The following is a 23,353-nucleotide window of genomic DNA, read 5'->3' on the forward strand; positions in this document are numbered from 1 at the left end:
GTGGGCTTGGCGGCGGTGTCGTTCTTGGCCATGGATTCGATGGGCAGCGGCCTGAGACGGGCCACTCGGTCTGGGACAGGCCGCGATGGTATCATCCGACGCACTCCAAGCGCCCCGTCAAGGGGCGTTTCCGCAATCAAATCAAAGGCTTAGGGCCTTCAGACGAGGCCCGAGACAGCCAGCCCATGCGCCTGACGTCGATCAAGCTCTCCGGCTTCAAGTCCTTCGCCGAGCCCACGCATTTCCAGCTGCCGGGGCAGCTGGTGGGCGTGGTCGGCCCCAACGGCTGCGGCAAATCCAACATCATGGACGCCGTGCGCTGGGTGCTGGGCGAAAGCAAGGCCAGCGAGCTGCGCGGCGAGTCCATGCAGGACGTGATCTTCAATGGCTCGGGCAACCGCAAGCCGGCCAGCCGCGCCAGCGTGGAGCTGGTGTTCGACAACAGCCTGGCGCGTGCCGGCGGCCAGTGGAACCAGTTCGGCGAGATCGCGGTCAAGCGCGTGCTGACGCGCGACGGCACCAGCAGCTACTTCATCAACAACCAGCCGGTGCGCCGGCGCGACGTGCAGGACGTGTTCCTGGGCACCGGCCTCGGGCCGCGCGCCTACGCCATCATCGGCCAGGGCACGATCAGCCGCATCATCGAGTCCAAGCCCGAGGAGCTGCGCCTTTTCCTGGAGGAAGCGGCCGGGGTCTCGAAGTACAAGGAGCGCCGCCGCGAGACCGAGAACCGGCTGCGCGACACGCGTGAGAACCTCACCCGGGTCGATGACATCCTGCGCGAGCTCAACACCAACCTGGAGAAGCTGGAGCGCCAGGCCGAGGTGGCCGCGACCTACCGCACGCTGCAGGAGCAGGGCACGCTCAAGCTGCACCAGCTGTGGTTCCTGAAGCACCGCGACGCCGCGGGCGAGGCCTCGCGCGTGAAGACCGAGCACCTGGATGCGGTCAATGCGCTGGAGGCGCGGCTGGCCGAGCTGCGCCAGCTGGAAGCCGAGCTGGAAACCGTGCGCCAGGCCCATTACGCGGCGGGCGACGAGCTGCACGCGGCGCAGGGGCGCATGGCCGAGGCGCAGCTGGAGGTGAGCCGTCTGGAGGAGCGCATCCGCTATGTCGTCGAAGGGCGGCAGCGGCTGGAACAGCGCCTCGTCGAGTTGCAGGCGCAGAACCAGCAATGGCAGGAGCGCGCCCAGAACGCCCATCTGGAACTGGACGAGGTGGCGACGCAGATCGCCCAGGCCGAGGAGCAGAGCGAGATCCTCGCCGCCCAGGCCGAGGAGCAGGCCATGCGCCTGCCCGATGTCGAGGAGCAGCTGCGCGCCGCCCAGGCCCGCGCGAACGAGCAGCGCAGCCAGGTCACGCAGGTGCAGCAGCAGATCCAGGTGCTGGCGGCCGAGAGCCGCTCGGTCGACGAGCAGCTGCGCGGCCTGCGCGCGCGCCGCGACCGCCTGGCCCAGGAGCGCCAGGGCCTGGCCGCGCCGGACCAGGACCGGTTGGACGCGCTGCGCGAGCAGTCCGCCGCCGCGGACGAGCAGCAGGCGCTGGCCGACGCTCGGCTTGCCGAGCTGGCCGAGGCCGTGCCGCAGGCCGACGAGGCGCGCCAGGCCGCCCAGCGCGAGGCCCAGGCGCAGGCGGCCAGGCTCACCGACATCGCCGCCCGTCTTGCCGCGCTGCGCGCGCTGCAGGAAAAGGTGCAGACCGAAGGCAAGCTCAAGCCCTGGCTGGCCAAGCACGGGCTGGAGAATCTGCAGGGACTGTGGACCCAGCTGCACATCACGCCGGGTTGGGAGAACGCGCTGGAGGCGGGCCTGCGCGAGCGCATGGGCGCGCTCGCGGTCGGCCGGCTGGAGACGGTGCGCGCCTTCGCGCAGGACGCGCCGCCGGCGCGCCTGGCCTTCTATTCGCTGCCGCAGGGCGACATCGCCAACACGCACAAGAAGCTGCCGGCGCTGACCGACCTGCTGCGGCTGGAGTCGGCGGGGCTGCGCGCGCTGCTCAACGACTGGCTGGAGGGCGTGTACACGGCCGAGTCGCTGGACCAGGCGCTGGCCCAGCGCCCTCAGCTGTCGCATGGCGAGCTGATCATGACCCGCGAGGGCCATGCGGTGAGCCAGTTCGCGGTGAGCTTCTATGCCGCCGATTCCGAGACCGCCGGGCTGCTGGCGCGCGCGCAGGAGATCGAGAACCTGGAGCGCGAGCAGCGCGCCCAGGCCTTGATCAACGACGAGGCGCGCGCTCAGGCCGTGCGCGCGGAGGCGGCCTACACCGAGGCCGCGCAGCGCCTGGCGCAGCTGCGTCGCGAGGCCGGCGAAACCCAGTCCCGCGCCCACCAGTTGCAGGTCGAGCTGCTGCGCCTGTCGCAGCAGAACGAGGCCGCGCTGGCGCGGCGCAGCCAGCTCGACGGCGAGCTCTCCGAGATCGACGCGCAGACCGAGGCGCTGCTGGAGCGGCGCATGGAGGGCGAGGCCCGCTTCGAGGAACTGGACCTGCAGCTGGCCAGCACGCAGGAGCGTCACGCGGAGCTGGACGAGGCGGTGATCCAGGGTGAGCGCAAGCTGGCCGACGCGCGCGAGCAGCAGCGCGTGCTGGAGCGCCGCGCGCAGGAGGCGCAGTTCAGCGCCCGCGCGCTGGCGGCCAAGCGCAGCGAGCTGCAGCGCGCGATCGAGACCGCGCAACAGCAGGTGCAGCAGAACGAGCAGACGGCGCAGAACATGGCGCAGGAGCGCGCCGAGCTGGACGACGCCGCGGCACAGGCCGGGCTGCAGGATGCGCTGGCGCTGAAGTCCGAGCGCGAGCAGCAGCTCGCCGCGGTGCGCGCCAGCTACGACGACCTCAGTCTGCGCCTGAAGCGCAGCGAGGAGCAGCGCCTGCAGCTGGAACGCTCGCTGGAGCCGCTGCGCGAGCGCATCACCAAGCTGCAGCTGGACGAGCAGGCCGCGGCGCTGGGCGGGCAGCAGTTCATGGACCAACTGGTCGCCGCGCAGGTGGACCTGGAACAGCTGGCCCGCAGCATCGAGGAGGGCGCGGTCAAGCTGTGGGGCCTGCAGGGCGAGATTGACCGCATCAACCGCGAGATCGCCCAACTGGGCGCGGTCAACCTGGCCGCGCTGGACGAACTGGGCGCGGCGCGCGAGCGCAAGACCTTCCTGGATTCGCAGTACGCCGACCTGACGTCCGCCATCGGCACGCTGGAAGACGCGATCCACAAGATCGACCTGGAGACGCGCGATCTGCTCTCCACCACCTTCAACCAGGTCAACGAGCACTTCGGCCGCATGTTCCCCAGCCTGTTCGGCGGTGGCCAGGCCAAGCTCGTGATGACCGGCGAGGAAATCCTGGACGCCGGCGTGCAGGTGATGGCGCAGCCCCCGGGCAAGAAAAACAGCACCATCCATCTGCTCTCCGGCGGCGAGAAGGCGCTTACCGCGATCGCGCTGGTGTTCGCGATCTTCCAGCTCAACCCCGCGCCCTTCTGTTTGCTGGACGAGGTGGATGCGCCGCTGGACGACGCCAACACCGAGCGCTATGCCAAGCTGGTGTCCGAGATGAGCAAGGGCACGCAGTTCCTCTTCATCTCGCACAACAAGATCGCGATGGAGATGGCCAAGCAACTGATCGGCGTGACCATGCAGGAACAAGGCGTGTCGCGCATCGTGGCGGTGGACATGGAGGCCGCGCTGGCGATGGCCGAGGTGTAACGAATGACGAGTGACTGGAATCTGACGAGCTTGCTGGCCGCGTTGGGCGGCGTGGTGTTGGTGGGCGTGCTCGCCCAGGGCTGGTGGAGCGCCCGGCGCGCCGGTCCGCGGCGTGCGCAGGAGGCCGTCCCGGCCGACCGTCACGAACCCAGCCTGGGCGCCGCGGGCGCGGCCGCGATCGAGGAGCCGGCCGTGCTGCCGGACCTGGCGATGGACGGCGCGCCCGCCGGCACGCCGGGCGGCGGCGACACCGTGCCCGCCGTCGTGCGCGCGCGCAAGCCGGCGCCGCGGCCCTCCTCGCGCATCGACGCGCTGATCGATGCCATCGCGACCATCACGCCCGACGCGCCGGTCTCCGGCGAGATGGCGCTCGCGCACCTGCCTGGCAGCCGCCGGGCCGGTACCAAGCCCTTCCACATCGAAGGCCTGAATGCCGAGAGCGGCGACTGGGAACAGCCCCAGCCGGGTCAGCGCTACAGCGACTTCCAGGCCGCGGTGCAGATGGCCAATCGCAGCGGCGCTCTCAACGAGATCGAATACTCGGAGTTCGTGCAGAAGGTGCAGGGCTTTGCCGAGGGCATAGGCGCGCTGGGCGAATTCCCCGACATGCTGGATGTGGTGGCGCGCTCGCGCGAGCTGGACCAGTTCGCCGCCGCCCACGATGCGCAGCTGGCCATCGTGCTGCGCGCCAAGGGCGCGGCCTGGACCGTGGGCTTCGTGCAGCAGGGCGCGCTGCGCCATGGCTTCGTGCCGGGCGCGATCCCGGGCCGCCTGGTGCTGCCGGCCGACGAGGAGGGCGCGCCGCCGGTGCTGGTGCTGACCTTCGATGCGCAGGCCGCGCTGTCCGAGGACACGCAGGCGGCGTCGGTGCGCGAGCTGACGCTGCAGCTGGACGTGCTGCAGACCCCGGAGGCGCTGGAGCCCTTCGCCAGCTGGCAGGAGTCGGCGCGCGCGCTGGCGCGCGACTTCGAGGCCGAGGTCTGCGACGACCGCGGCCAGGTGCTGCCGCTGCAGGCCTTCGCGTCCATCGGCCAGGAGCTGTCCAGCCTGTACAAGGCGCTGGCCTCGCGCGACCTGGCCGCGGGGTCGGCCGCGGCGCGGCGACTGTTCAGCTGAGCAGGGTGCGCGCCGTGGGGCGCCACGGGGGCTGCGGCTACACTGGGCCAATCGCCACTGCCCGGGATTGCCTTTGAGTTCCAGCCTGTTCCTGATTGCCCTGCTGATCGCCGCCAGTGCCTTTTTCTCCATGGCCGAGCTGTCGCTCGCCGCGTCGCGCCGCATCAAGCTGCGCCAACTGGCCGACGAGGGAGACAAGCGCGCCGCGCAGGTGCTGCAGGTCCAGGAACAGCCCGGCTACTACTTCACCGTGGTGCAGATCGGGGTCAACACCCTGGCCATCCTGGCCGGCGTGGTCGGCGAGGGGGCGCTGACGCCGCATTTCGAGGCCCTGCTGTCGCCCTGGCTGGCGGCGGACGCGGTGCAGACCACCGCCTTCGCGCTGTCCTTCGGCTCGGTCACGACGCTGTTCATCGTGCTCGCCGACCTGTTGCCCAAGCGCCTGTCGATGAACGAGCCCGAGCGCGTGGCCATGGTGCTGATCGGCCCCATGCAATGGCTGACCGCGCTGCTCAAGCCGCTGGCCTGGGCCTTCAACGCCGTGGCGGACGGACTGCTGCGTTTGCTGGGCCGGCCGATGACGCCGGACAACAGCATCACCCACGACGACATCCTCGCGCTCGCCGAGGCTGGCCACCAGGCCGGCGTGGTCGCCGACGCCGAGCAGCAGGTGATCGAAAACGTGTTTGAGCTGGACACGCGCCGCGTCGAGAGCGCGATGACCTCGCGCGAGCGCATCGTCTACTTCTCGCTCGACGACGATGAGGCCCTGGTGCGCACCCGCATCGCCGAGTCGCCGCACTCCACCTACCTCGTCTGCGAGGACGAGATTGACCGCGTCGTCGGCTATGTGGACGCCACCGATCTGTTCCAGCGCGTGCTGCGTGGCGAGCCCATCTCGCTGCGCCACGACACCGCGCTGATCAAAAAGGTGCTGATCGTGCCGGACCGCCTCACGCTGTCCGAGGTGCTGACCCAGTTCCGCCAGGTGCATGAGGACTTCGCCGTCATCGTCAATGAATACAGCCTGGTGGTCGGCGTGATCACGCTGAACGACGTGATGAGCACGGTGATGGGCAGCCTGGTCGCGACCGACGAGGAAGAGCAGCAAATCATCCGCCGCGAGGATGGCAGCTTCCTCGCCGACGGCATCACGCCCATCCCTGATGTGCAGCGCGCGCTGGGCCTGGACGATATGCCGCATTCGGGCCAGTACGACACCCTGGCCGGCTTCCTGATGGTGATGCTGCGTCGCATCCCCAAGCGCACCGACCAGGTGGAGTGGGCGGGCTGGCGCTTCGAGGTGGTGGACGTGGACTCGCACCGCGTGGACCAGGTCATGATCAGCCGCATCCTGCCCCCGACCGAGGACGCGTCGCACTAGGCCCGGCGCACCCGCCGGCGGACCCGCTGCGGCAGCACGCCGCGCGGGCACCGTGCTGCCCCCAGCTGCCATCGACGGTCGGCCCGCTGCGCCACAATGCCGGGATGAGCGAAGTCCATCCAGATGCAGCCGCCGCCGGACGCGCGGCCCAACTGCGCGAGCTGCTGAACCACCATGCCCACCTCTATTACGTGCTGGACGCGCCGGAGCTGCCCGACGCCGAGTACGACCGCCTGTTCCAGGAGCTGCAGGCTCTGGAATCCGCCCATCCCGAACTGCTGACGCCCGACTCGCCGACGCAGCGCGTCATCGGCCGCGTGCTGGACGGCTTCACGCCGGTCCGCCATGCGGTTCCCATGCTGTCGATACGCACCGAGACCGACACCACTGCGGGCGGCGCCGAGGCCTTCGATGCGCGCGTGCGCCGCGAGCTCGAGCTGGACGCCGACGCGCCGCCGGTGGAGTACAGCGCCGAGCTGAAATTCGACGGTCTGGCGATCAGCCTGCGCTATGAGCAGGGCGTGCTGCTGCGCGCGGCGACGCGCGGCGACGGCGAGACCGGCGAGGACGTCACGCAGAACATCCGCACCATCGGCCAGATTCCGCTGCGCCTGACCGGCGAGGGCACGCGTATTGCGGTGCTGGAGGTGCGGGGCGAGGTCTACATGCGCCGCGACGATTTCGAGGCCCTGAATGAACGCCAGCGCGCGCGCGGCGACAAGACCTTCGTCAACCCGCGCAACGCAGCCGCCGGCGCGGTGCGCCAGCTGGACCCGGCGATCGCCCGCCAGCGGCCGCTGAGCTTCTTCGCCTACGGGCTGGGCGAGCTGAGCGGCTGGACCCCGCCCCCCACCCATGGCGGCGTGCTCGACGCGCTGGCCGGCATGGGCTTGCCGGTCTGCGCGGACCGCGCGGTGCTGCAGGGCGCGCAGGGCCTGGTGAACTTCCACCAGGCCATCGCTGCGCGGCGCGACGAGCTGCCCTTCGACATCGACGGCGTGGTCTACAAGGTCAACAGCCTGGAGCTGCAGCGCCGGCTCGGCTTCGTCACGCGCGAGCCGCGCTGGGCGGTGGCGCACAAATACCCGGCGCAGGAGCAGGTGACGCGGCTGCAGGGCATCGAGGTGCAGGTGGGGCGCACCGGCAAGCTGACGCCGGTGGCCAAGCTGGAGCCGGTCTTCGTCGGCGGCACCACGGTCAGCAACGCGACCCTGCACAACGTCTTCGAATTGCGCCGCAAGGGCGTGCGCGTCGGCGACCAGGTCATCGTGCGCCGGGCCGGCGACGTGATCCCCGAGGTCGTCGGCCGCATCCCCGGCCCGCGCGCCAGCTATGTGCCCAACTTCCGCATGCCGCGCGAATGCCCGGTCTGCGCCAGCGCCGTGCTGCGTGAGAAGGGTGGCATGGACCACCGCTGCAGCGGCGGCATTTTCTGCCCGGCGCAGCGCAAGCAGGCCATCCTGCATTTCGCCGGCCGCCGCGCGATGGACATCGAGGGCCTGGGCGACAAGCTGGTGGACCAGCTGGTCGACGGCGCCATCGTGCAAAGCCTGCCGGGGCTGTACAAGCTGGGCGTGGCCCGCCTCGCGGCGCTGGAGCGCATGGCCGACAAGAGCGCGCAGAACCTGGTGGCGGCGCTGGAGAAGAGCAAGTCCACGACGCTGGCCCGCTTCCTCTATGCGCTGGGCATACGCCAGGTCGGCGAGACCACGGCCAAGGACCTGGCGCGTCACTTCGGCCGGCTGGACGCGCTGATGCAGGCCAGCGTCGAGCAGCTGCTGCAGGTGCGCGACGTCGGCCCCATCGTGGCTCAGGCCATCCATGATTTCTTCGCCCAGCCGCACAACCGCGAGGTGGTGGAGCAGCTGCGCGCCGCCGGCCTGCACTGGGAGGAGCACGAGGGCGCGGCCGCCGACGACGCACCCAAGCCGCTGTCCGGCAAGACCCTGGTGCTGACCGGCACGCTGCCCAGCCTGAGCCGCGACCAGGCCAAGGACCTGATCGAGGCCGCCGGCGGCAAGGTCAGCGGCTCGGTCTCGAAGAAGACCCACTACGTGGTGGCCGGCGAGGAGGCGGGCTCCAAGCTGGACAAGGCCCGCGAGCTGGGCGTGGCGGTGCTGGACGAGGCGGGGCTGCTGGCCTTGCTGCAGGGCGGTGGCTGAAGCGCGTCAGCCGTTCACCGGCGCCTCGACCAGCTGCCCCAACAGGATCAGCGATTCCTGCCAGCCCATGTAGCAGGCCTCCGGCGGGATCACCGCCGGGATGCCTTCCTGCACCACCTGCATCTCGGTGCCGCAGAACACGGCCCTGAGGTCCACCGTGGTCTGCATGCGGCCGGGCAGGTTGGGGTCGTCGAAGACGCCGGTGTAGCGCAGCCGCTCGCCCGGTTGCAGTTCCAGGTACTCGCCGCCGAAGGCATGCACCTGGCCGCTGGCGAACTGGGTGAAGGACATGCGGTAGCGTCCGCCGACGCGCGCGTCCAGCGTGTGGACATGGCCGCTGAAGCCATGCGGCGGCAGCCATTTGCACAGCGCGTCGGCGTCCAGGAAGGCGCGGTAAATCAGCTCGGGCTTGGCGCGCAGCACGCGGTGAAGCCGGACGGTATGGGTGCTCATTTCAGGGGCTCCTGGTGGCGGAGGACAACCCTCCATGCGGACGACGAGGCAGCCCGGGCGGATTCGACATCCGGCGCGCCCCGGGGAGGGCGCTCAGAGTGCCACGTCCGCGTCGCCCTCGCGGCCGCTGGGCAGAAAGTCGGCCGGCGTGCGCCACGCGGCGATCCAGGGCGGCAGGGCCTCGGCGGGCATGGGGCGCGCGATGCCATAGCCCTGCAGGATATCGCAGCCCATGGCCACCAGCGCACGCGCGTGCCCGGCCGATTCCACGCCCTCGGCCACCACGTCGCGCTCGAAGGCCCGGGCCAGGCCGATGATGCCACGCACCAGCGCGCGGTCCATGGGGCGCTCCAGCAGGTCGCGCACGAAGCTCTGGTCGATCTTCAGCGACTGGGCCGGGAGCTGTTGCAGATAGCTCAGCGTGGAATAACCGGTGCCGAAGTCGTCGATGGAGACCGACACGCCCAGCTCCGCCAGCGCCTCGATCGCGCGACGCACCTGAGACAGGTCGCTCATGGTCTCGGTCTCCAGCAGCTCGATCTCGACCGCGCCGGCCGGCAGCGCGGGGCGCGCCGCCAGGAGGCGCGACAGCCGGGGCAGGAACTCGGCCGCGACCAGCGAGGGCACCGACATGTTGATGCTCACCGGCAGCGCCAGCCCCCGGGCCGCCCAGGCCGCGGCCTGCGCGATGGCGGCGTCCAGCACCCAGTCGTCCAGTGCGCGCGCGGCCGGCGTGCCGAGGATCTGTGGCAGAAAACTACCCGGCGCCAACAGACCCCGCTGGGGATGACGCCAGCGCACCAGGGCCTCGGCGCCCACCACCTGTCCGCTGCTGACGCGCACCTTGGGCTGGTAGTGCAGCTCCATGTGGCCTTCGTGCAGGGCCTGCAGAACCTGGGCGACGGCCTCGCGCCGCGCCTGCAGGCGGCTGTCGCGGCCGGCATCGAACACGCGCGTGGTGTTGCGGCCTTGTTCCTTGGCCGCGTAGAGCGCCAGCTCGGCGTGGCGCAGCAGCACGTCGGCCGGCGCCCGGTCGTCCGGGTGGAAGGTGAGGCCGGCACTGGCGCTGGGTTGCACCGGCGGCGCGCCGGCGAATTCCTTCAAGCCGGCCGCCGTCGCGCGCAGCGCCTCCAGCCGCTGGCGCGCCTGTTCATGGTCGCGGCAGCCGACCAGCGCGATGGCGAACTGGTCGCCGTCCAGCCGGCCCAGCAGGTCGCCGCCGCGCAGGTTCAGACGCAGGTCGCGGGCCCAGGTGCCCAGTGCCGCGTCGCCGGCGGCGCGGCCCAGCTGTTCGTTGATGCGCCGGTAGCCGTCCAGGTTGAGACAGGCCACCGCGACCAGCGCATCGCCGCGCTGCGTGGCCTGCATCAGCGCGTCGCTCAGCAGGCGGACGAAGTGGCGGCGGTTGGGCAGGCCGGTCAGCGGGTCGAAGCGCCGCGCCTGGGCCTGGCGTTCGCTGGCATGGCGCAGCTGCTGCTCGCGTCGAAGCAGACGCTCCACGGTCTCCAGCAGCGCCGCGCCCAGCACCAGCGCGACAGGGAAGAAGAACAGCAGTCCGGCCAGGCTCTGCCAGCGCGTGCTCGCAGACAGGGGCTGCGGCTGCGGCTGCGCCGTCAGCGCCAGGCAGCTGAGCACCAGGCCCAGTGCGACGATGGCCAGCGCGGAGAACAGCCGCGACCGGCTGCGCGTACCCGGCGACCGCGGCCAGCGCCAGCCCCAGCCCAGCAGCACGCTGCCCAGGGCCTGGAGCGCCGGGCCCGCACCCAGGCCGATCGCGCCCAGACCGGTGGTCGCCAGCGCGGCTCCGGCCGCGGCCGGCAGCGGCGTGTAGAGACCGGCCAGCGCCAGCACGGCCAGGCGCATGTCCAGCGCCAGTCCCGGCGCCGGCTGCAGCGGCGCCAGCCCGGCCAGCGTCGCGATGAGGCCGAACAGCAGCGCCAGCCCCAGCAGCGCGGTCCAGGACCGCTGTTCGTCGCGGTTGCCGGCCGTGGTCTCGCGCCAGGCCAGGTACAGCCGCAGCCGGCCATAGCCGAACACGAGCAGGCCCAGCAGGCCCAGGCAGCCGCACAGATCGGCCAGAAGCGGGGTCAGGTCTGTGCCGGGGGGCAGGTGCATCGTGGGTGCGGTGGCTGTGTATGTCGGGCCGGACCGCCGGGCTGGAGGGTCAGAGTTTGAAGACCGAGACCACGGTGCTTAGGCGTTCGGCCTGTTCGCGCAGCGAGGCCGACGCGGCGGAGGACTCCTCCACCAGCGCCGCATTCTGCTGGGTCATCTGGTCCAGGTTCGCCACCGCCTGGTTGACCTGGGCGATGCCGTCGCGCTGTTCGATCGCGGCAGCGCTGATCTCGCCCATCAGGTCGGTCACGCGGCGCACGCCGTCGACGATGTCGGCCATGGCCTGGCGCGCCTGGTCCACCTCGCTGGCACCGGCCGCCACGGTTTCGCCTGAACGCTGGATCAGGGTCTTGATCTCACGCGCCGCCTCGGCGCTGCGCTGGGCCAGCACGCGCACCTCGCCGGCCACGACGGCGAAGCCCTTGCCATGCTCGCCGGCCCGGGCCGCCTCGACGGCGGCATTCAGCGCCAGGATGTTGGTCTGGAAGGCGATCGCATCCACGGTGCCGATGATGTCGCTGATGCGCTGCGAATCGCTGTTGATCTGCTGCATGCGCTGCACCACGTCGCCCACCATGCGGCCGCCGCGCTCGGCGGCCTCGGCGGCCGAGTCCGCCAGTTGGTTGGCCTGGCGCGCGGTGTCGGCGGACTGGCTGACGGTGCCGGTCAGCTCTTCCATGCTGGAGGCGGTCTCCTCCAGGTTGGAGGCGGTCTGCTCGGTGCGGGCCGACAGGTCCTGCGTGCCGGTGGCGATCTGCGCCGAGGCGCTGGACACCGAGTGCACGCCGTCGCGCACGTCGCGCACCACATGGCGCAGCCGCTCGACCATGCCGGCGATCGCGTGTTGCAGCTGCGCGAGCTCGTCCTTGCCCTGGACCGGGGCGGGCGGCGTCAGGTCGCCGTCCGCCACCGCCTGGGCGACGCGCACGGCCTTGCCCAGCGGCAGGGTGATGGCGCGCGAGATCAGGAAGGCCGAGACACTGCCCAGCACGAAGGCCAGCACGCTCAGCGCGATGATCAGATTGCGGCTGTTGGCATAGACCTCGTCGGCGTCGCTGTTGGCCTTGGCGGCATGCGCCTCGCTGAGCTGGGCCAGTTCGGTCAGGGTGCCCAGCACCAGGTCGAACTGCTTGCGGCTGTGCACCACCAACTGCTCGTGGGCGGTGGCCTCGTCGCCGCGTTCCAGCGCCTCATGGATCTTGCGCTGGCTCTGCAGATAGTCGCCCCACTGCGTGCGGGCGGCGGCGAACTTCTGCACCAGCTCGGGCGACTTGAGCATCTGCTCCAGGCGCGCGGCGCGCTGGGTCAGGTCCTCGTTGGCCTTGCGCAGGGTGTCCAGCACGGCCGGGCGCTCCGCCGCCGGCGTGAGCACCAGCAGGTATTCGCGCGTGCGGTAGCGCGTGGCCTCCTGGGCCAGCTGCAGCGTGCCCTCGACCTGCGGCAGCCAGATCTCGGCCAGCTCGGTCGACGCGCCGTTGACGCGGTTGAGCTGCAGCACGGCCACAAGGCCCAGCACCGCTGTCGTCAGCAGCACCAGAGCGAATGCGAGGCCAAGCTTGGCCCCGACGGCAAGTCGGTTCAATGAGGGCATGAATGAGTCCTGGTCGATTCCTGCCATCCCGGCAGCGATGTAAAAATTATCGTGCGCGTACGGTAAAAAAGGCTGACAGAACTGTCACAGATCAGAAGACGAATGAGTGGAGTGAGAAAAACTGCCGTGTGTGTACGAAATAGGCGACAAGCTGGTACAAGGTCGGGTCATGACCGCAAGGCCCACCCCTGAGCCCCCGCCGCCAGCGCGCAAGCGGCGTAGCAGCACCGCAATGCGCGAGCTGCGCCTGCAGCTGCTGGAGCGCGCGCGCGCCATTTGCGCGGAAGAGGGCTGGGAGGCCTTGTCCATGCGCCGGCTGGCGCAGGACGCCGGGCTGTCGCCGATGACGCTGTACAGCTATTTCCCGAGCAAGAAGGCCTTGCTGGAGGCGCTGTGGGTGGAGGTGTTCGAGGCCTTGCTGGACCGGCTGCTGCGCGCCTCGGACGGGCTGCGGTCGCCGCGCGCCGTGTTCGAGGCCCATGTGCGGGCCTACATCGGCTTCTGGGAGGAGCGCCCCGACCAGTACCGCATGATTTATCTCGCGGGATCGGTCGATGGAGGCCTGGCGCCGGTGGACCTGGCCAGCCAGCCGGTCTATCCGCGCTTCCTCGCGCTGATGCGCGAGCGCGTGGCGGCCTGCGCGGCCGCGTCGCCGAGCGAGGCGGCGCTGGCGTTGGCCGGTGATCTGGTGGTGGTCAAGATCGTCGGCTTTCTGCAGCTGTCGCTGGGCATACGCCGCTACGCGCTGGCCGACCGCGAGGCCTTGCGCGAGGCCGTGGTGCAGGACATCGTCGAGGAGGCGCTGCGTCGCCTGCGCTGAGCCACCGACGGCGACTCAGGCCGCGGGCAGGTACTGCATGCCGGGGCGGCTGTCGGGCCGCGGCACGAAGCCGTGGCGGCGGTAGAAGCCGTCCTTGCCCTCGGCGCTGAAGAGCTGGATGTCGGTGATGCCAGCCTCGGCGCAGCGTGCCAGCAGCGCCTTGAGCACCTGCGCGCCCAGGCCGCGGCCCTGCTGCGCCGGGTGGACCATCATCTCGGTGACGAAGGCATGCAGATGCCCGTCGGAGATCAGCCGGCCGAATCCGATCAGGGCGCCATGCTCGTAGATCGAACAGCAGGCCCAGGAGCCGGCCAGCGCGCCGGCGTAGAAGGACACGGGGCGCTCGACCGGCTTGGCGGCGGTGGCGTCGTACAGGGCTTTGTAGGCGGCGGGATCGGGGAGCTCGGGACTGCAGTGCATGGGATTTCTCTCGGGTCGCCCCATGATAGGCAGGGTGAGGCGGCCGGCCGGCGCCCTCGCGTCGCTGCGGTGCGCAGCCCGCCCGGCCCGTGGCGCGGGCCGGCTCAGGCGCTGTCGCGCAGCCGGCGCAAGCCGGCGGGCAGGGTCAGCGCGCCGGTGGCCAGTGCCGTGCCCAGCAGCACGACGACGCAGCTCAGGGCCATCGCGACGTCGACGGTCTCGTCGAGGAAAAACCAGCCCCACAGCAGCGCGAAGACCGGGATCAGAAAGGTCACCGAGATCGCTTGCGCCGGCCCGATATTGCGGATCAGCCGGAAATAGAGGATGTAGGCCACGCCGGTGCACAGCAGGGCCAGCAGCACGATGGACAGCCAGCCGCGGCCGCTGGGCGCCGCCGTCGCTGGCAGCAGCAGCGCGGCGGGAACGGCCAGCAGCAGCGTCGCGCCCAGCTGGCTGCCGGTGGCCACGGCCAGCGGGCTGCAGCCGCTGAGGAACTTCTTGGTCGACGCGGCCGCCAGCCCATAGCTGAGTGTCGCGGCCAGGCAGGCGAGGATCGCGAAGCCGCTGCCGCCGGGCTTGAACGAGGCCTTGTCCCAGGCCAGCAGCAGCACGCCGCCGAACCCCAGCGCCAGGCCCAGCAGTCGCGAGCCGTCCAGGCGCTGGCCTAGCCAGACCCAGGCCACGATGGCGCCCCACATGGGTGTGGTGGCGTTCAGGATGCTGGAGAACCCGGCGTTGATGGACAAGGCCGCGTAAGCGAACATCGCGAAGGGCAGGGCGCTGTTGAGCAGCCCCACCAGCAACAGCGCGCGCCAGTGCTCGCGCAGCTCCGCCAAGGCTGGCCCGCGCCCGGCGCGCCAGGCCAGCAGCGGCAGCAGGAACAGCGAGGCGCCGGCCACGCGCAGCGCCGCCGTGGGCACCGCGCCGAACTCCGGCGCCGCCCAGCGCATGAACAGGAAGGACGAACCCCAGATCGCCGCGAGCAGGGTGAGTTCCGACAAGTCGCGGGACTTCATCATGGCAGCACGCCTTCCAGCGTCAGCAGCGCCTTCTTGCGGTCCAGCCCGCCGGCATAACCGGTGAGGCTGCCATCGGTGCCCAGCACGCGGTGGCAGGGCACGAGAATGCTGACCGGGTTGCGGCCGACGGCCGCGCCGACCGGCCGGGCGGCAGACGGGGCGTCCAGCGCCTCGGCCAGCTGGCTGTAGCTGCGGTGCTGGCCTTGCGGAATGCGCAGCAGCTGGGCCCAGACGCGGCGCTGGAACGGCGTGCCGGCGAGGTCCAGCGGCAGGGCCCGGGTCAGGTCTTGCGGCAAGCCCTGGCCCCGGAAATAACCGTCCAGCAGTTCGCGGACCTGGACGAAGAGCGGGTCGTCGTCGTCGCGCGGCAGCGCCAGCGGACCGGGGGCGTGGCGCTGTCCGTCGAACCACAGGCCGGCCAGGCCCTCGGCGCTGCGCGCGGCGGTCAGGGGCCCCAGCGGGGTGGCCACGCGGCCCTGCACGCGCAGGGGATGGAGTCGGGCTTGGGACATGTTCAGCGTTCCTGCGGGAGGGCGTGCCGGCGGGCACGTGGAGAAGGGGCGTCTGCGGACGGGTTGGCGGGCACAGCGGCAGCCGGGCGGCGGCGCGCGGGGCCGTCCAGCGCGGCCTGCCGCCACAGCCGCAGCACGGCATAGCTACGATAGGGCTGGAAGCGCTCGGCGGCCTGCTCGCTGATGCGCGCGGACGGCAGGGGCTGTTGGGCGTCGGGGCTGAGCCGGCGGCGCAGCACGATGTCGCCGGGGGGGAAGATGTCGGGCCAGCTCCAGCCGCGCATCAGCATGTAGTGGGCGGTCCAGGGGCCGATGCCGGGCAGCGCCACCAGGCCGTCCAGGGCCTGCTGCGGCGGTCCCTCGCCGCGGGCGAAGGCGAGCTCGGGCCAGGCGCGGGCGATCGCGATCAGCGCCTCGGCGCGCTGGCGGATGATGCCCAGCTCGGCGATGGCCGACACCTCGGCGCCGGCCAGAACGTCCGGGCGCGGGAACAGCCGGGTGACCTGCGGCGAGCACTGGTCTTCGGGCAACGGCGCGCCAAAGCGGGCGACGAGACGGCCGGCCAGCGTGCGCGCCGCCGCCACCGTGACCTGCTGGCCGAGCACGGCGCGCACGGCCAGCTCAAAGCGGTCGCAGCATCCCGGCAGACGCAGCCCCGGCTCCTGCTCGGCCAACTGGCCCAGGCGCCGGTCGATCGCGTCGGGCCGGGCATCCAGGTCCAGCCAGCGGCGCACCAGCGGGATCAGCGCGGCGCTCGCGTTCCACAGCGCGGAGCAGGGCGACAGCAGCACCAGCGGCTGCTCGCGGTCGAAGCTCAGCGTCAGGCGGCCCTGCAGGATCTCACCACGGTGCTGCAGCCGCAGGCTGCGCTCGATGCGGCGGGCCGCCAGGTCCACGGCCTCGACGCCGGGGATGGCGCGGTCGGCGAGAAACTGCAGCATGGCCTCGACGGCATAGGGCGGCCGGTAGGCCAGGCGCAGGGCCGGTTCGCCGCAGGCGCTGACGGCGGCGGGCATCTCGCGCCGCAGCTGGCCGGGCTGCAGCCGGTAATGCTGCGCGAATGCGGCATTGAAGCGGCGCACACTGCCGAAGCCGGCGGCCAGCGCGACCTGGGCCACCGGCAGGGCCGTGTCGGTGAGCAACTGCTTGGCGAGCAGCAGGCGACGCGTCTGCAGGTACTGCAGCGGCGTCACGCCATGCTCGGCGGCGAAGATGCGGCGCAGGTGGCGGCTGGTGATGCCCAGTCGGTCGGCGAGCTGCTCGACCGAGGCCTCCGGGTCATCGCAGGCATCCAGCCATTCGGCGGCCTGCCGGGCCAGGGTGCGCGACGCGTCCATCACACTCCAGCGCGCCGGGCCGTCTTCGCGCGGGGCCAGCTCGGGGCGGCACTTCAGGCAGGGGCGGAAGTTCGCTGCCTCGGCCTGCGCGGCGCTGGCGAAGAACAGGCAGTTCTCGCGCTTGGGCGTGCGCACGCGGCAGACCGGCCGGCAATAGATGCCGGTGCTGGTGACGCCGACGAACCAGAGTCCGTCGAAGCGGGCGTCGCGGGCGACGAGGGCGGGGTAGCAGTCCTCGGGCGCTTGCGTGCGGGGCAGGGCTTGGGCATCCATGGATTCATCATAGGGGCGGGTCCGGGCGCGTGCTGGCCGTTTTCGGACATCTGCGTGGCGACCGGGGGCCGCGGAGGGTTTGAGGGGAGGGGGCGCGGGGCTTGCCTACAATTCGCGCCGATCTGAACCTGGAACCCTAAGTTAGGACCCTCAATGCAAGTCCATGCCTCCATCTTCAAGGCCTATGACATCCGCGGCGTCGTCGGGCAGACCCTGGACGAAGCCCTGGCCGAGCATCTGGGCCGCGCCTTCGGGACCGAGGCCCGCAAGGCGGGCGAGAAGGCCGTGGCCGTCGGCCGCGATGGCCGCCTGTCGGGCCCCGGGCTCGTCGCCGCGCTGATCAAGGGCCTGCGCTCCACCGGGCTGGACGTCGTCGACCTCGGCGCCGTGACCACGCCCATGCTTTATTACGTGGCCGCGACGCGCGGCAAGCATGGCTGCAAGTCCGGCATCCAGGTCACCGGCAGCCACAATCCCAAGGACTACAACGGCTTCAAGATGGTGCTCAAGGGCGCCCCCGTCTACGGCGAGCAGATCCAGGGCCTGCGCCGCCGCATCGAGGCCGAGGACTACCTCGTCGGCAAGGCCGAAGGCCGCACGGCGACGATGGACATCGTGCCCGAGTACGCCCACCGCATCGTCAAGGACTGCAAGCTGAAGCGGCCGATGAAGGTCGTCGTGGACAGCGGCAACGGCATTCCCGGCGCGAGCGCGCCGGCCATCCTGCGCGCGCTGGGCTGCGAGGTCGTCGACATCTATTCGCGCGTCGACGGCGACTTCCCCAACCACCATCCCGATCCCTCGCGCCCCGAGAACCTCGAGGACCTGAAGCGCATCGTCCACGCCTGCGACGCCGAGCTGGGCTTGGCCTTCGACGGCGACGGCGACCGCCTGGGCATCGTCACCAAGGACGGCGAGATGATCATGCCGGACCGCCAGATCATGCTGCTGGCCGCCGAGATCCTGAAGCGCAAGCCGGGCAGCGAGATCATCTTCGACGTCAAGTGCACGCAACGCCTGGCCCCGTGGATTCGCGAGCATGGCGGCAAGCCGCTGATGTGGATGACCGGCCATTCGCTGGCCAAGGCCAAGCTGAAGGAGACCGGCGCGCCGATGGCCGGCGAGCTGTCCGGCCACATCTTTTTCAATGACCGCTGGTACGGCTTCGACGATGCGATGTACACGGCCGCCCGCATGCTGGAGATCCTCTCGGCGCACGCCGATCCCAGCGCCGTGCTGAAGGGCCTGCCCAACAGCGTCAACACGCCCGAGCTCAACGTCGCCTGCGAGGAAGGGGAGCACCACGAGGTGGTGAAGAAACTGCGCGAGATCGCCGAGTTCCCCAACGCCAAGGAGGTGATCACCATCGACGGCCTGCGCGTGGAGTACGAGGACGGCTTCGGTCTGGTGCGCCCGTCCAACACGACGCCGGTGCTGGTGCTGCGCTTCGAGGGCCACACCGAAGAGGCCCTGCAGCGCATCCGCGAGGAGGTGCTGACCCAGCTCAAGCGCGTCAAACCGGAGCTGCATTTCAGCGCCGGGCATTGAATGGCCCGGGCCCTGTCGGTCGCGGCCGGCCGCCCCGAGCTTGCGCTTGGGGTGGACCGGCAAGACCTGGCCCTGGCGGGGCGTCCATGCGCATGAGCGGCCGCGAACGTTGGGCGCTGTTTGCCTATGGCACGCTGCTGCGGCTGCTGACCCCGGCCTATCTGCTGCGCCTGCTGCTGCGCAGCCGTGCCGAACCGCTGTACCTTGCCCATCTGGGCGAACGCCTGGGATTGGGCCGGTCGACGGCCCCGGGAGCGGTCTGGGTGCACGCGGTGTCGCTGGGCGAAACGCGCGCCGCCGCGCCGCTGATCGAACAGTTGCGCCGCGAGCGGCCCGGGTTGCGGCTGCTGCTGACGCACAGCACGGCGACCGGCCGTGAGGCCGGCCAGGCCCTGCTGCGCGACGGCGACGCGCAGCGCTGGCTGCCGCTGGACACGCCTGGCGCGGTGCGTCGCTTCCTGGCCCGCCATCGGCCCGCCGTCGGCGTGCTGATGGAAACCGAGATCTGGCCGCGGCTGCAGTACGAGGCGGCCCGTGCCGGCCTGCCCATGGTGCTGGCCAATGCGCGGCTGTCCGAGCGCAGCCTGCGCCGCGGTGAGCGCTTCGGCGCGCTGCTGGCGCCGGCCGCGCGCACGCTGCGCCTGGCGCTGGCCCAGACCACGGCGGACGCGGAGCGATTGCGCCGTGCCGGCGTGCCCGAGGTGCAGGTCTGCGGCAATTTGAAGTTCGACCTGCAGCCCGACGAGGCCTTGCTCGCGCAGGGCCGTGCGTGGCGCGCGGGCCTGGGGCGGCCCGTCGTGCTGATGGCCGTTTCGCGCGAGGGCGAGGAGGCGGCGCTGCTGCGGCTCTGGCAAGACCTGGCCCCGGCGCGGGTGCAGGCGGGCGACCCGCTGCTGCTGATCGTGCCGCGCCATCCGCAGCGCTTCGACGAGGTGGCCGCGCTGGCCCAGGCGGCCCTGGGCGGGTTGGTGCGGCGCAGCGCCTTTGCCGCCACCGGCCCCGAGGCCGGCGCGGGTCGCGCGGCCGTCTGGCTGGGCGATTCGATGCGCGAGATGGCGCTGTACTACGGCCTGGCCGACGTGGCCCTGCTGGGCGGCAGCTTCGAGCCGCTGGGCGGGCAGAACCTGATCGAGGCGGCCGCCTGTGGCTGCCCGCTGGTGATGGGGCCGCACACCTTCAACTTCGCCGAGGCCGCCGAGCTGTCGTTGGCCGCCGGGGCCGCGCTGCGCGCCGACGGGCTGGATGCGGCGCTGCGCGAAGCGCTGGCGCTGCTGGCGCAGCCCGGGCGGCGCGACGCCATGGCCGGTGCCGCGACCGACTTCGCCGCCGCGCACCGCGGCGCGGCGCGGCGGATGGCCCAGCAGGTGCTGCGCCTGATGGGCTAGGCGCTCTGGGGCGGCGATGGGCTATCCTCGCGCCCATGCTGAGCCCCGACCAATTCCTCGCTTTTCTGCTTGCCGCGCTGCTGATCACCGCATCACCGGGCCCGGACAACCTCATGGTGCTGAGCATGGGCATGTCGCGCGGGCGGCGCCAGGGCGTGGTCTTCGGCCTGGGCTGCGCGCTGGGCTGCCTGAGCCACACGGTGCTGGCCGCGGTAGGCGTCAGCGCGCTGGTCGCGGCCTCGCCGCTGGCCTTCACGGCGCTGAAGGTGGCGGGCGGGCTCTACCTGATCTGGCTGGGCCTCCAGGCCTTGCGCAGCACCGGCGGCGCGCGCGTCGGCGCGGCCGAGCCTGCGGCGGCGCCATCGCTGTGCACGCTGTTCTTCAAGGGCGTGTTCGCGAACGCGATCAACCCCAAGGTCGTGCTCTTCTTTCTGTCCTTCCTCCCCCAGTTCGTCGTGCCGGCGAACGGGCCCGTGGGCACGCAGCTGGCGTTGCTGGGGCTGGTGTTCACCGCCCAGGCCGCGCTGCTGTTCGGGCTGCTGGGCTGGTTTGCCGGCGCGATCGGCCAATGGCTCAACCGTCGCCCCCGCGCCGGCCTGTGGCTGGACCGCGTGGCGGGAGCCGTCTTCGTGGGCCTGGGCCTGCGGCTGATCGTCGCCCGATGAGCAAGGCTCGGTGATCCGGCGCCCGAAACCCGGCGGGGGCTCTGCGCGGCGTGCCGGCGACGGGGATGCGGACGAGGGCCAGGGCGAGGGCGAAAGAGCCCCGGCAAATTGCCGCTCGGCCCCCCGCCTCGCAGACCCTGAAAAAGAGACGGGAACCCGTCCTCAGCCCAGCTACTGGTTGCTGGTCGCCCTGACCTCACCCAGGGTGGTGACCCCCTGCAGCACTTTCAGGATCCCATCCTGACGCAGCGTCCGCATTCCCTCCTGCAGCCCCTGCTGAAGAATCTGCTCGGCGCGCGCGCCAGTCTGGATGAGCCGGCGCTGCTCGCGCGAAACGACCAGCAGCTCGTGCAGGCCGGCGCGACCCTTGAAGCCGGTTTGGTCGCACTTGGCGCAGCCCGGCGAGTGGTAGTGCTGGAAGCTGCCGCCCAGCTGCTCGCGCCACTGCGCGCGCAACTGGTCCTCGCGCGGACGCTGCTCGGCGGGGAAGGCATGCCGGTAGTCGGCGACCAGCTCGGCCAGCGCTTCTTCGGACATGGGCTCCGCGCGCCGGCAGGCCGGGCAGAGCCGGCGCACCAGGCGCTGCGCGAGCACGGCCAGCAGCGAGTCGGCGAAGTTGAAGGGGTCCATGCCCATGTCCAGCAGCCGCGTCACGGTCTCGGGGGCGCTGTTGGTATGCAGCGTGGACAGCACCAGGTGGCCGGTCAGCGAGGCCTCGACGGCGATCTCGGCGGTTTCCTCGTCGCGGATTTCGCCGACCATGATCACATCCGGGTCGGCGCGCAGGAAGGCGCGCAGGGCCTTCGCGAAGGTCCAGTCGATCTTGGGATTGACCTGGACCTGGCGCAGCCCGGGCTGGGTGATTTCCACCGGGTCCTCGGCGGTCCAGATCTTGCGCTCCGGCGTGTTGATGTGAGCCAGCACCGAGTGCAGCGTGGTGGTCTTGCCCGAGCCGGTCGGGCCGACGCACAGCACCATGCCATAGGGCCGCTCCACCGCGTGCTGCAGCTCCTTGAGGTTGTAGGGCGCCAGCCCCAGCTTGTCCATGGGCAGCGGGCGCGCCGACGCGAGCAGGCGCATCACCACGTCCTCCAGCCCGTTGTTGGTCGGGATGGTGGCGACGCGCAGCTCCAGCTTGTGCTGCGGTGAGAAGCGGGCGAAGTTGATCTTGCCGTCCTGCGGCTTGCGGCGCTCGGAGATGTCCAGGTCGCACATCACCTTGATGCGCGCCACCATCGCGGCGCGGTAGGTGTGCGGCAGCTCCAGGTAGGGGTGCAGCTGGCCGTCCTTGCGGAAGCGGATCTTGACCTTCTCGCGGCCCGGATAGGTCTCGATGTGGATGTCGGAGACGTTCTGCGCGTGGGCCTCGACGATCATGGTGTTGATCAGCCGCACCAGCGAGTTGTCGGACTGCTCGACCGGCTTGTCGTCGTCGCGCGTGGTGACGGTGGCCTGGTCCAGGCCTTCGCGCTCCAGCGTCTCGATCAGTTTGTCGGAGGTGTCGAACTCGATGGTGCTGAGCGAGGGCAGCCCCAGGTCCTTGGAGGCCTGGTTGCCGTAGCGCTCGTAGGCGGCGGGCAGCGCGAATTGCAGCGAACCCACCCGCGCCAGCGCCGGCACCACCTTCTGCTGGGTGACGAACTCCACCTCGTCGATGCAATCGCGCCGGGTCGGGTCTTCCATCGCGACGATCAGCTTGCCGTCGCGCAGCACCAGCGGCAGCACCTCCAACCGGCGTGCCACCGACAGCGGCAGCTTGCGGATCGCGTCGGGCTCGATGCCGAACTGTTCGACGTCGACGAGCGGATAGCCCATCTTGCGCGCCAGCGCCGACTGCAGCTGGGCCCGCGTGACGATGCCCTTGCGCACCAGCAGTTCGCCCAGCGGCACGGAGCGGTCCTGCTTCTGTTCCAGCAGCGCCTCGTCCAGCTGCTGCTTGGAGATCAGCTCCAGCGCCAGCAGCGCCTCGCCGATGCGCACCATGGGCATCTTGGCCTGCTGTTCGATGGCCTGCATCAGCTGCTCGGCGCTGACGATCTGCTTGGACACCAGGATATCGCCGACGCGGCGCTTGCGCAGGTCCAGCTGCTCCAGCGCGGCCTGCTCGATCTGTTCGGTGGTCGCGGCCTTGTCGGCGACCAGCAGGTCGCCGATGCGCTCGCCGATCTCGTGGCTCTGCAGTGCCTCGCGCGGCACGAAGACCACGCGCACCGAATCGTCGCTGTCGCCGATGGGCGGGAAGAGGAACAGGCCCAGCGCGTTCTCGCGATGGCCGATGGTCGTGCCCCGGAGCTGCTCACCGCCCTGCAGCGTGACGCGGAAGGGGCTGCGCGGGCGGAAGTCCAGCGCCTGCTCGCCGGCGCTGGGCGAGGCGGGGATGGCGCGCAGCAGCTTCAGCGCGCGGAACTGCGAGAACTTCAGCGGCATCGCACTGCGTGCCGGCGGCACCATCACCTGGGCCACGCGCTCCTGCGGGACGACGAGGATCACGCTGCCTGTCGTGCGGCTGCCGTTGGCGCCCACGATCTCGCAAGGCAGGGGCTCGCGCTGCACCAGGGCCGGCGGATAGGCGGCGAAGGGCGGCGTGGGCCATTGGAACAGGCCCTGGTCATCGGCGGCACCGCCGGACGAGGCGTCGGGCCAGGCCAGCGGTACGGAAGGGTCGGACATCGAGAAGCTCCCCCGGGGATGGACGGCGTCGGGCGTCGCGGGTCGACGCGCACGACCGTGATGCTACGCGCAACGACTGCCCCCGTCCCTCGGCGTTGGCCCGCATCTGCGGGCCCGTTGCGCCGGCGCATAGACTTGGCGCTGGCGCCGACGTCTGGCGCACAGTGATGACGGCGACAACAGCA

At 71.2% G+C, this 23,353-nt stretch carries 16 protein-coding genes; 8 read left to right on the plus strand and 8 right to left on the minus strand.

The genetic code is table 11. The features are described from left to right. Positions 1-185: 185 nt before the first annotated feature. The 4 genes from smc (at position 186) to ligA (ending at position 8,360) form a co-directional block, all read left to right on the plus strand. A complete protein-coding gene (gene smc, locus LZ017_RS19390) occupies positions 186-3,698 on the plus strand; it encodes a chromosome segregation protein SMC (RefSeq protein WP_241398562.1) in 3,513 nt (1,170 codons plus the stop codon). Between the two features lie 3 nt (positions 3,699-3,701). Next, the gene (locus tag LZ017_RS19395) at positions 3,702-4,814 is read left to right on the plus strand and encodes a cell division protein FtsZ (RefSeq protein ID WP_241398563.1); all 1,113 of its coding nucleotides are present in this window, start codon (positions 3,702-3,704) and stop codon (positions 4,812-4,814) included. Between the two features lie 67 nt (positions 4,815-4,881). Next, positions 4,882-6,198, plus strand: coding sequence for a hemolysin family protein (locus LZ017_RS19400; protein ID WP_241398564.1), 1,317 nt, complete (start codon positions 4,882-4,884; stop codon positions 6,196-6,198). Between the two features lie 104 nt (positions 6,199-6,302). Further along, a complete protein-coding gene (ligA, locus tag LZ017_RS19405) occupies positions 6,303-8,360 on the plus strand; it encodes an NAD-dependent DNA ligase LigA (protein ID WP_241398565.1) in 2,058 nt (685 codons plus the stop codon). Positions 8,361-8,366: 6 nt separating this feature from the next. On the opposite strand, the gene LZ017_RS19410 is transcribed toward ligA, so the two are convergent. From LZ017_RS19410 to LZ017_RS19420, 3 genes are all read right to left on the minus strand, one after another. Further along, positions 8,367-8,813: an SRPBCC family protein gene (locus LZ017_RS19410; protein ID WP_241398566.1), complete on the minus strand. Its 447-nt coding sequence runs from the start codon at positions 8,811-8,813 to the stop codon at positions 8,367-8,369. Between the two features lie 93 nt (positions 8,814-8,906). Then, positions 8,907-10,928, minus strand: coding sequence for a bifunctional diguanylate cyclase/phosphodiesterase (locus LZ017_RS19415; RefSeq protein WP_241398567.1), 2,022 nt, complete (start codon positions 10,926-10,928; stop codon positions 8,907-8,909). 49 nt (positions 10,929-10,977) lie between these two features. Beyond that, positions 10,978-12,546, minus strand: a complete 1,569-nt coding sequence (locus LZ017_RS19420) for a methyl-accepting chemotaxis protein (protein WP_308194089.1) — start codon at positions 12,544-12,546, stop codon at positions 10,978-10,980. Between the two features lie 205 nt (positions 12,547-12,751). Between LZ017_RS19420 and LZ017_RS19425 the strand changes: the two genes are divergently transcribed. After that, positions 12,752-13,339, plus strand: a complete 588-nt coding sequence (locus LZ017_RS19425) for a TetR/AcrR family transcriptional regulator (protein WP_241398569.1) — start codon at positions 12,752-12,754, stop codon at positions 13,337-13,339. Between the two features lie 15 nt (positions 13,340-13,354). Here LZ017_RS19425 and LZ017_RS19430 read toward each other — a convergent pair whose 3' ends face one another. The 4 genes from LZ017_RS19430 to LZ017_RS19445 all read right to left on the minus strand — a co-directional run bounded on the left by LZ017_RS19430 (position 13,355) and on the right by LZ017_RS19445 (position 16,900). Next, positions 13,355-13,759 carry a GNAT family N-acetyltransferase gene (locus LZ017_RS19430; protein WP_241398570.1) on the minus strand — a complete coding sequence of 135 codons (405 nt, stop codon included), beginning with the start codon at positions 13,757-13,759 and terminating at the stop codon, positions 13,355-13,357. A 104-nt stretch (positions 13,760-13,863) separates the two neighbouring features. Then, positions 13,864-14,778 carry a DMT family transporter gene (locus tag LZ017_RS19435; protein WP_308194090.1) on the minus strand — a complete coding sequence of 305 codons (915 nt, stop codon included), beginning with the start codon at positions 14,776-14,778 and terminating at the stop codon, positions 13,864-13,866. Next, positions 14,775-15,290 (minus strand): methylated-DNA--[protein]-cysteine S-methyltransferase, encoded by a 516-nt coding sequence (locus tag LZ017_RS19440; RefSeq protein ID WP_241398571.1) that lies wholly within the window; start codon positions 15,288-15,290, stop codon positions 14,775-14,777. Before LZ017_RS19440 ends, LZ017_RS19435 begins: the two co-directional genes overlap by 4 nt. Before the next feature lie 2 nt (positions 15,291-15,292). Next, positions 15,293-16,900 carry a DNA-3-methyladenine glycosylase 2 family protein gene (locus tag LZ017_RS19445; RefSeq protein ID WP_241398572.1) on the minus strand — a complete coding sequence of 536 codons (1,608 nt, stop codon included), beginning with the start codon at positions 16,898-16,900 and terminating at the stop codon, positions 15,293-15,295. Between the two features lie 153 nt (positions 16,901-17,053). Here LZ017_RS19445 and LZ017_RS19450 point away from each other — a divergent pair, with 153 nt between their 5' ends. The 3 genes from LZ017_RS19450 (at position 17,054) to LZ017_RS19460 (ending at position 20,498) form a co-directional block, all read left to right on the plus strand. Beyond that, entirely contained in the window at positions 17,054-18,448 is a 1,395-nt protein-coding gene (locus tag LZ017_RS19450) for a phosphomannomutase/phosphoglucomutase (protein ID WP_241398573.1), read from the plus strand. Between the two features lie 92 nt (positions 18,449-18,540). Continuing rightward, positions 18,541-19,833, plus strand: coding sequence for a 3-deoxy-D-manno-octulosonic acid transferase (locus LZ017_RS19455; RefSeq protein WP_241398574.1), 1,293 nt, complete (start codon positions 18,541-18,543; stop codon positions 19,831-19,833). 35 nt (positions 19,834-19,868) lie between these two features. Next, a complete protein-coding gene (locus LZ017_RS19460) occupies positions 19,869-20,498 on the plus strand; it encodes a LysE family translocator (RefSeq protein ID WP_241398575.1) in 630 nt (209 codons plus the stop codon). 171 nt (positions 20,499-20,669) lie between these two features. On the opposite strand, the gene LZ017_RS19465 is transcribed toward LZ017_RS19460, so the two are convergent. After that, complete coding sequence (locus LZ017_RS19465; protein WP_374109955.1) at positions 20,670-23,168, minus strand: ATPase, T2SS/T4P/T4SS family; 2,499 nt, start codon at positions 23,166-23,168, stop codon at positions 20,670-20,672. Positions 23,169-23,353: the final 185 nt, after the last annotated feature.

Origin of the sequence: Pelomonas sp. CA6 (genome assembly GCF_022549225.1) — a bacterium.
Taxonomy (GTDB): domain Bacteria; phylum Pseudomonadota; class Gammaproteobacteria; order Burkholderiales; family Burkholderiaceae_C; genus Roseateles.

Excerpts from the sequence above, each read along its gene's own strand:
- smc (WP_241398562.1), top strand. The coding sequence starts at position 186 with ATGCGCCTGACGTCGATCAAGCTCTCCGGCTTCAAGTCCTTCGCCGAG.
- LZ017_RS19395 (WP_241398563.1), top strand. The coding sequence starts at position 3,702 with ATGACGAGTGACTGGAATCTGACGAGCTTGCTGGCCGCGTTGGGCGGC.
- ligA (WP_241398565.1), top strand. The coding sequence starts at position 6,303 with ATGAGCGAAGTCCATCCAGATGCAGCCGCCGCCGGACGCGCGGCCCAA.
- LZ017_RS19410 (WP_241398566.1), bottom strand. The coding sequence starts at position 8,813 with ATGAGCACCCATACCGTCCGGCTTCACCGCGTGCTGCGCGCCAAGCCC.
- LZ017_RS19415 (WP_241398567.1), bottom strand. The coding sequence starts at position 10,928 with ATGCACCTGCCCCCCGGCACAGACCTGACCCCGCTTCTGGCCGATCTG.
- LZ017_RS19420 (WP_308194089.1), bottom strand. The coding sequence starts at position 12,546 with ATGGCAGGAATCGACCAGGACTCATTCATGCCCTCATTGAACCGACTT.
- LZ017_RS19425 (WP_241398569.1), top strand. The coding sequence starts at position 12,752 with ATGCGCGAGCTGCGCCTGCAGCTGCTGGAGCGCGCGCGCGCCATTTGC.
- LZ017_RS19430 (WP_241398570.1), bottom strand. The coding sequence starts at position 13,759 with ATGCACTGCAGTCCCGAGCTCCCCGATCCCGCCGCCTACAAAGCCCTG.
- LZ017_RS19435 (WP_308194090.1), bottom strand. The coding sequence starts at position 14,778 with ATGATGAAGTCCCGCGACTTGTCGGAACTCACCCTGCTCGCGGCGATC.
- LZ017_RS19440 (WP_241398571.1), bottom strand. The coding sequence starts at position 15,290 with ATGTCCCAAGCCCGACTCCATCCCCTGCGCGTGCAGGGCCGCGTGGCC.
- LZ017_RS19445 (WP_241398572.1), bottom strand. The coding sequence starts at position 16,900 with ATGGATGCCCAAGCCCTGCCCCGCACGCAAGCGCCCGAGGACTGCTAC.
- LZ017_RS19450 (WP_241398573.1), top strand. The coding sequence starts at position 17,054 with ATGCAAGTCCATGCCTCCATCTTCAAGGCCTATGACATCCGCGGCGTC.
- LZ017_RS19455 (WP_241398574.1), top strand. The coding sequence starts at position 18,541 with ATGAGCGGCCGCGAACGTTGGGCGCTGTTTGCCTATGGCACGCTGCTG.
- LZ017_RS19460 (WP_241398575.1), top strand. The coding sequence starts at position 19,869 with ATGCTGAGCCCCGACCAATTCCTCGCTTTTCTGCTTGCCGCGCTGCTG.
- LZ017_RS19465 (WP_374109955.1), bottom strand. The coding sequence starts at position 23,168 with ATGTCCGACCCTTCCGTACCGCTGGCCTGGCCCGACGCCTCGTCCGGC.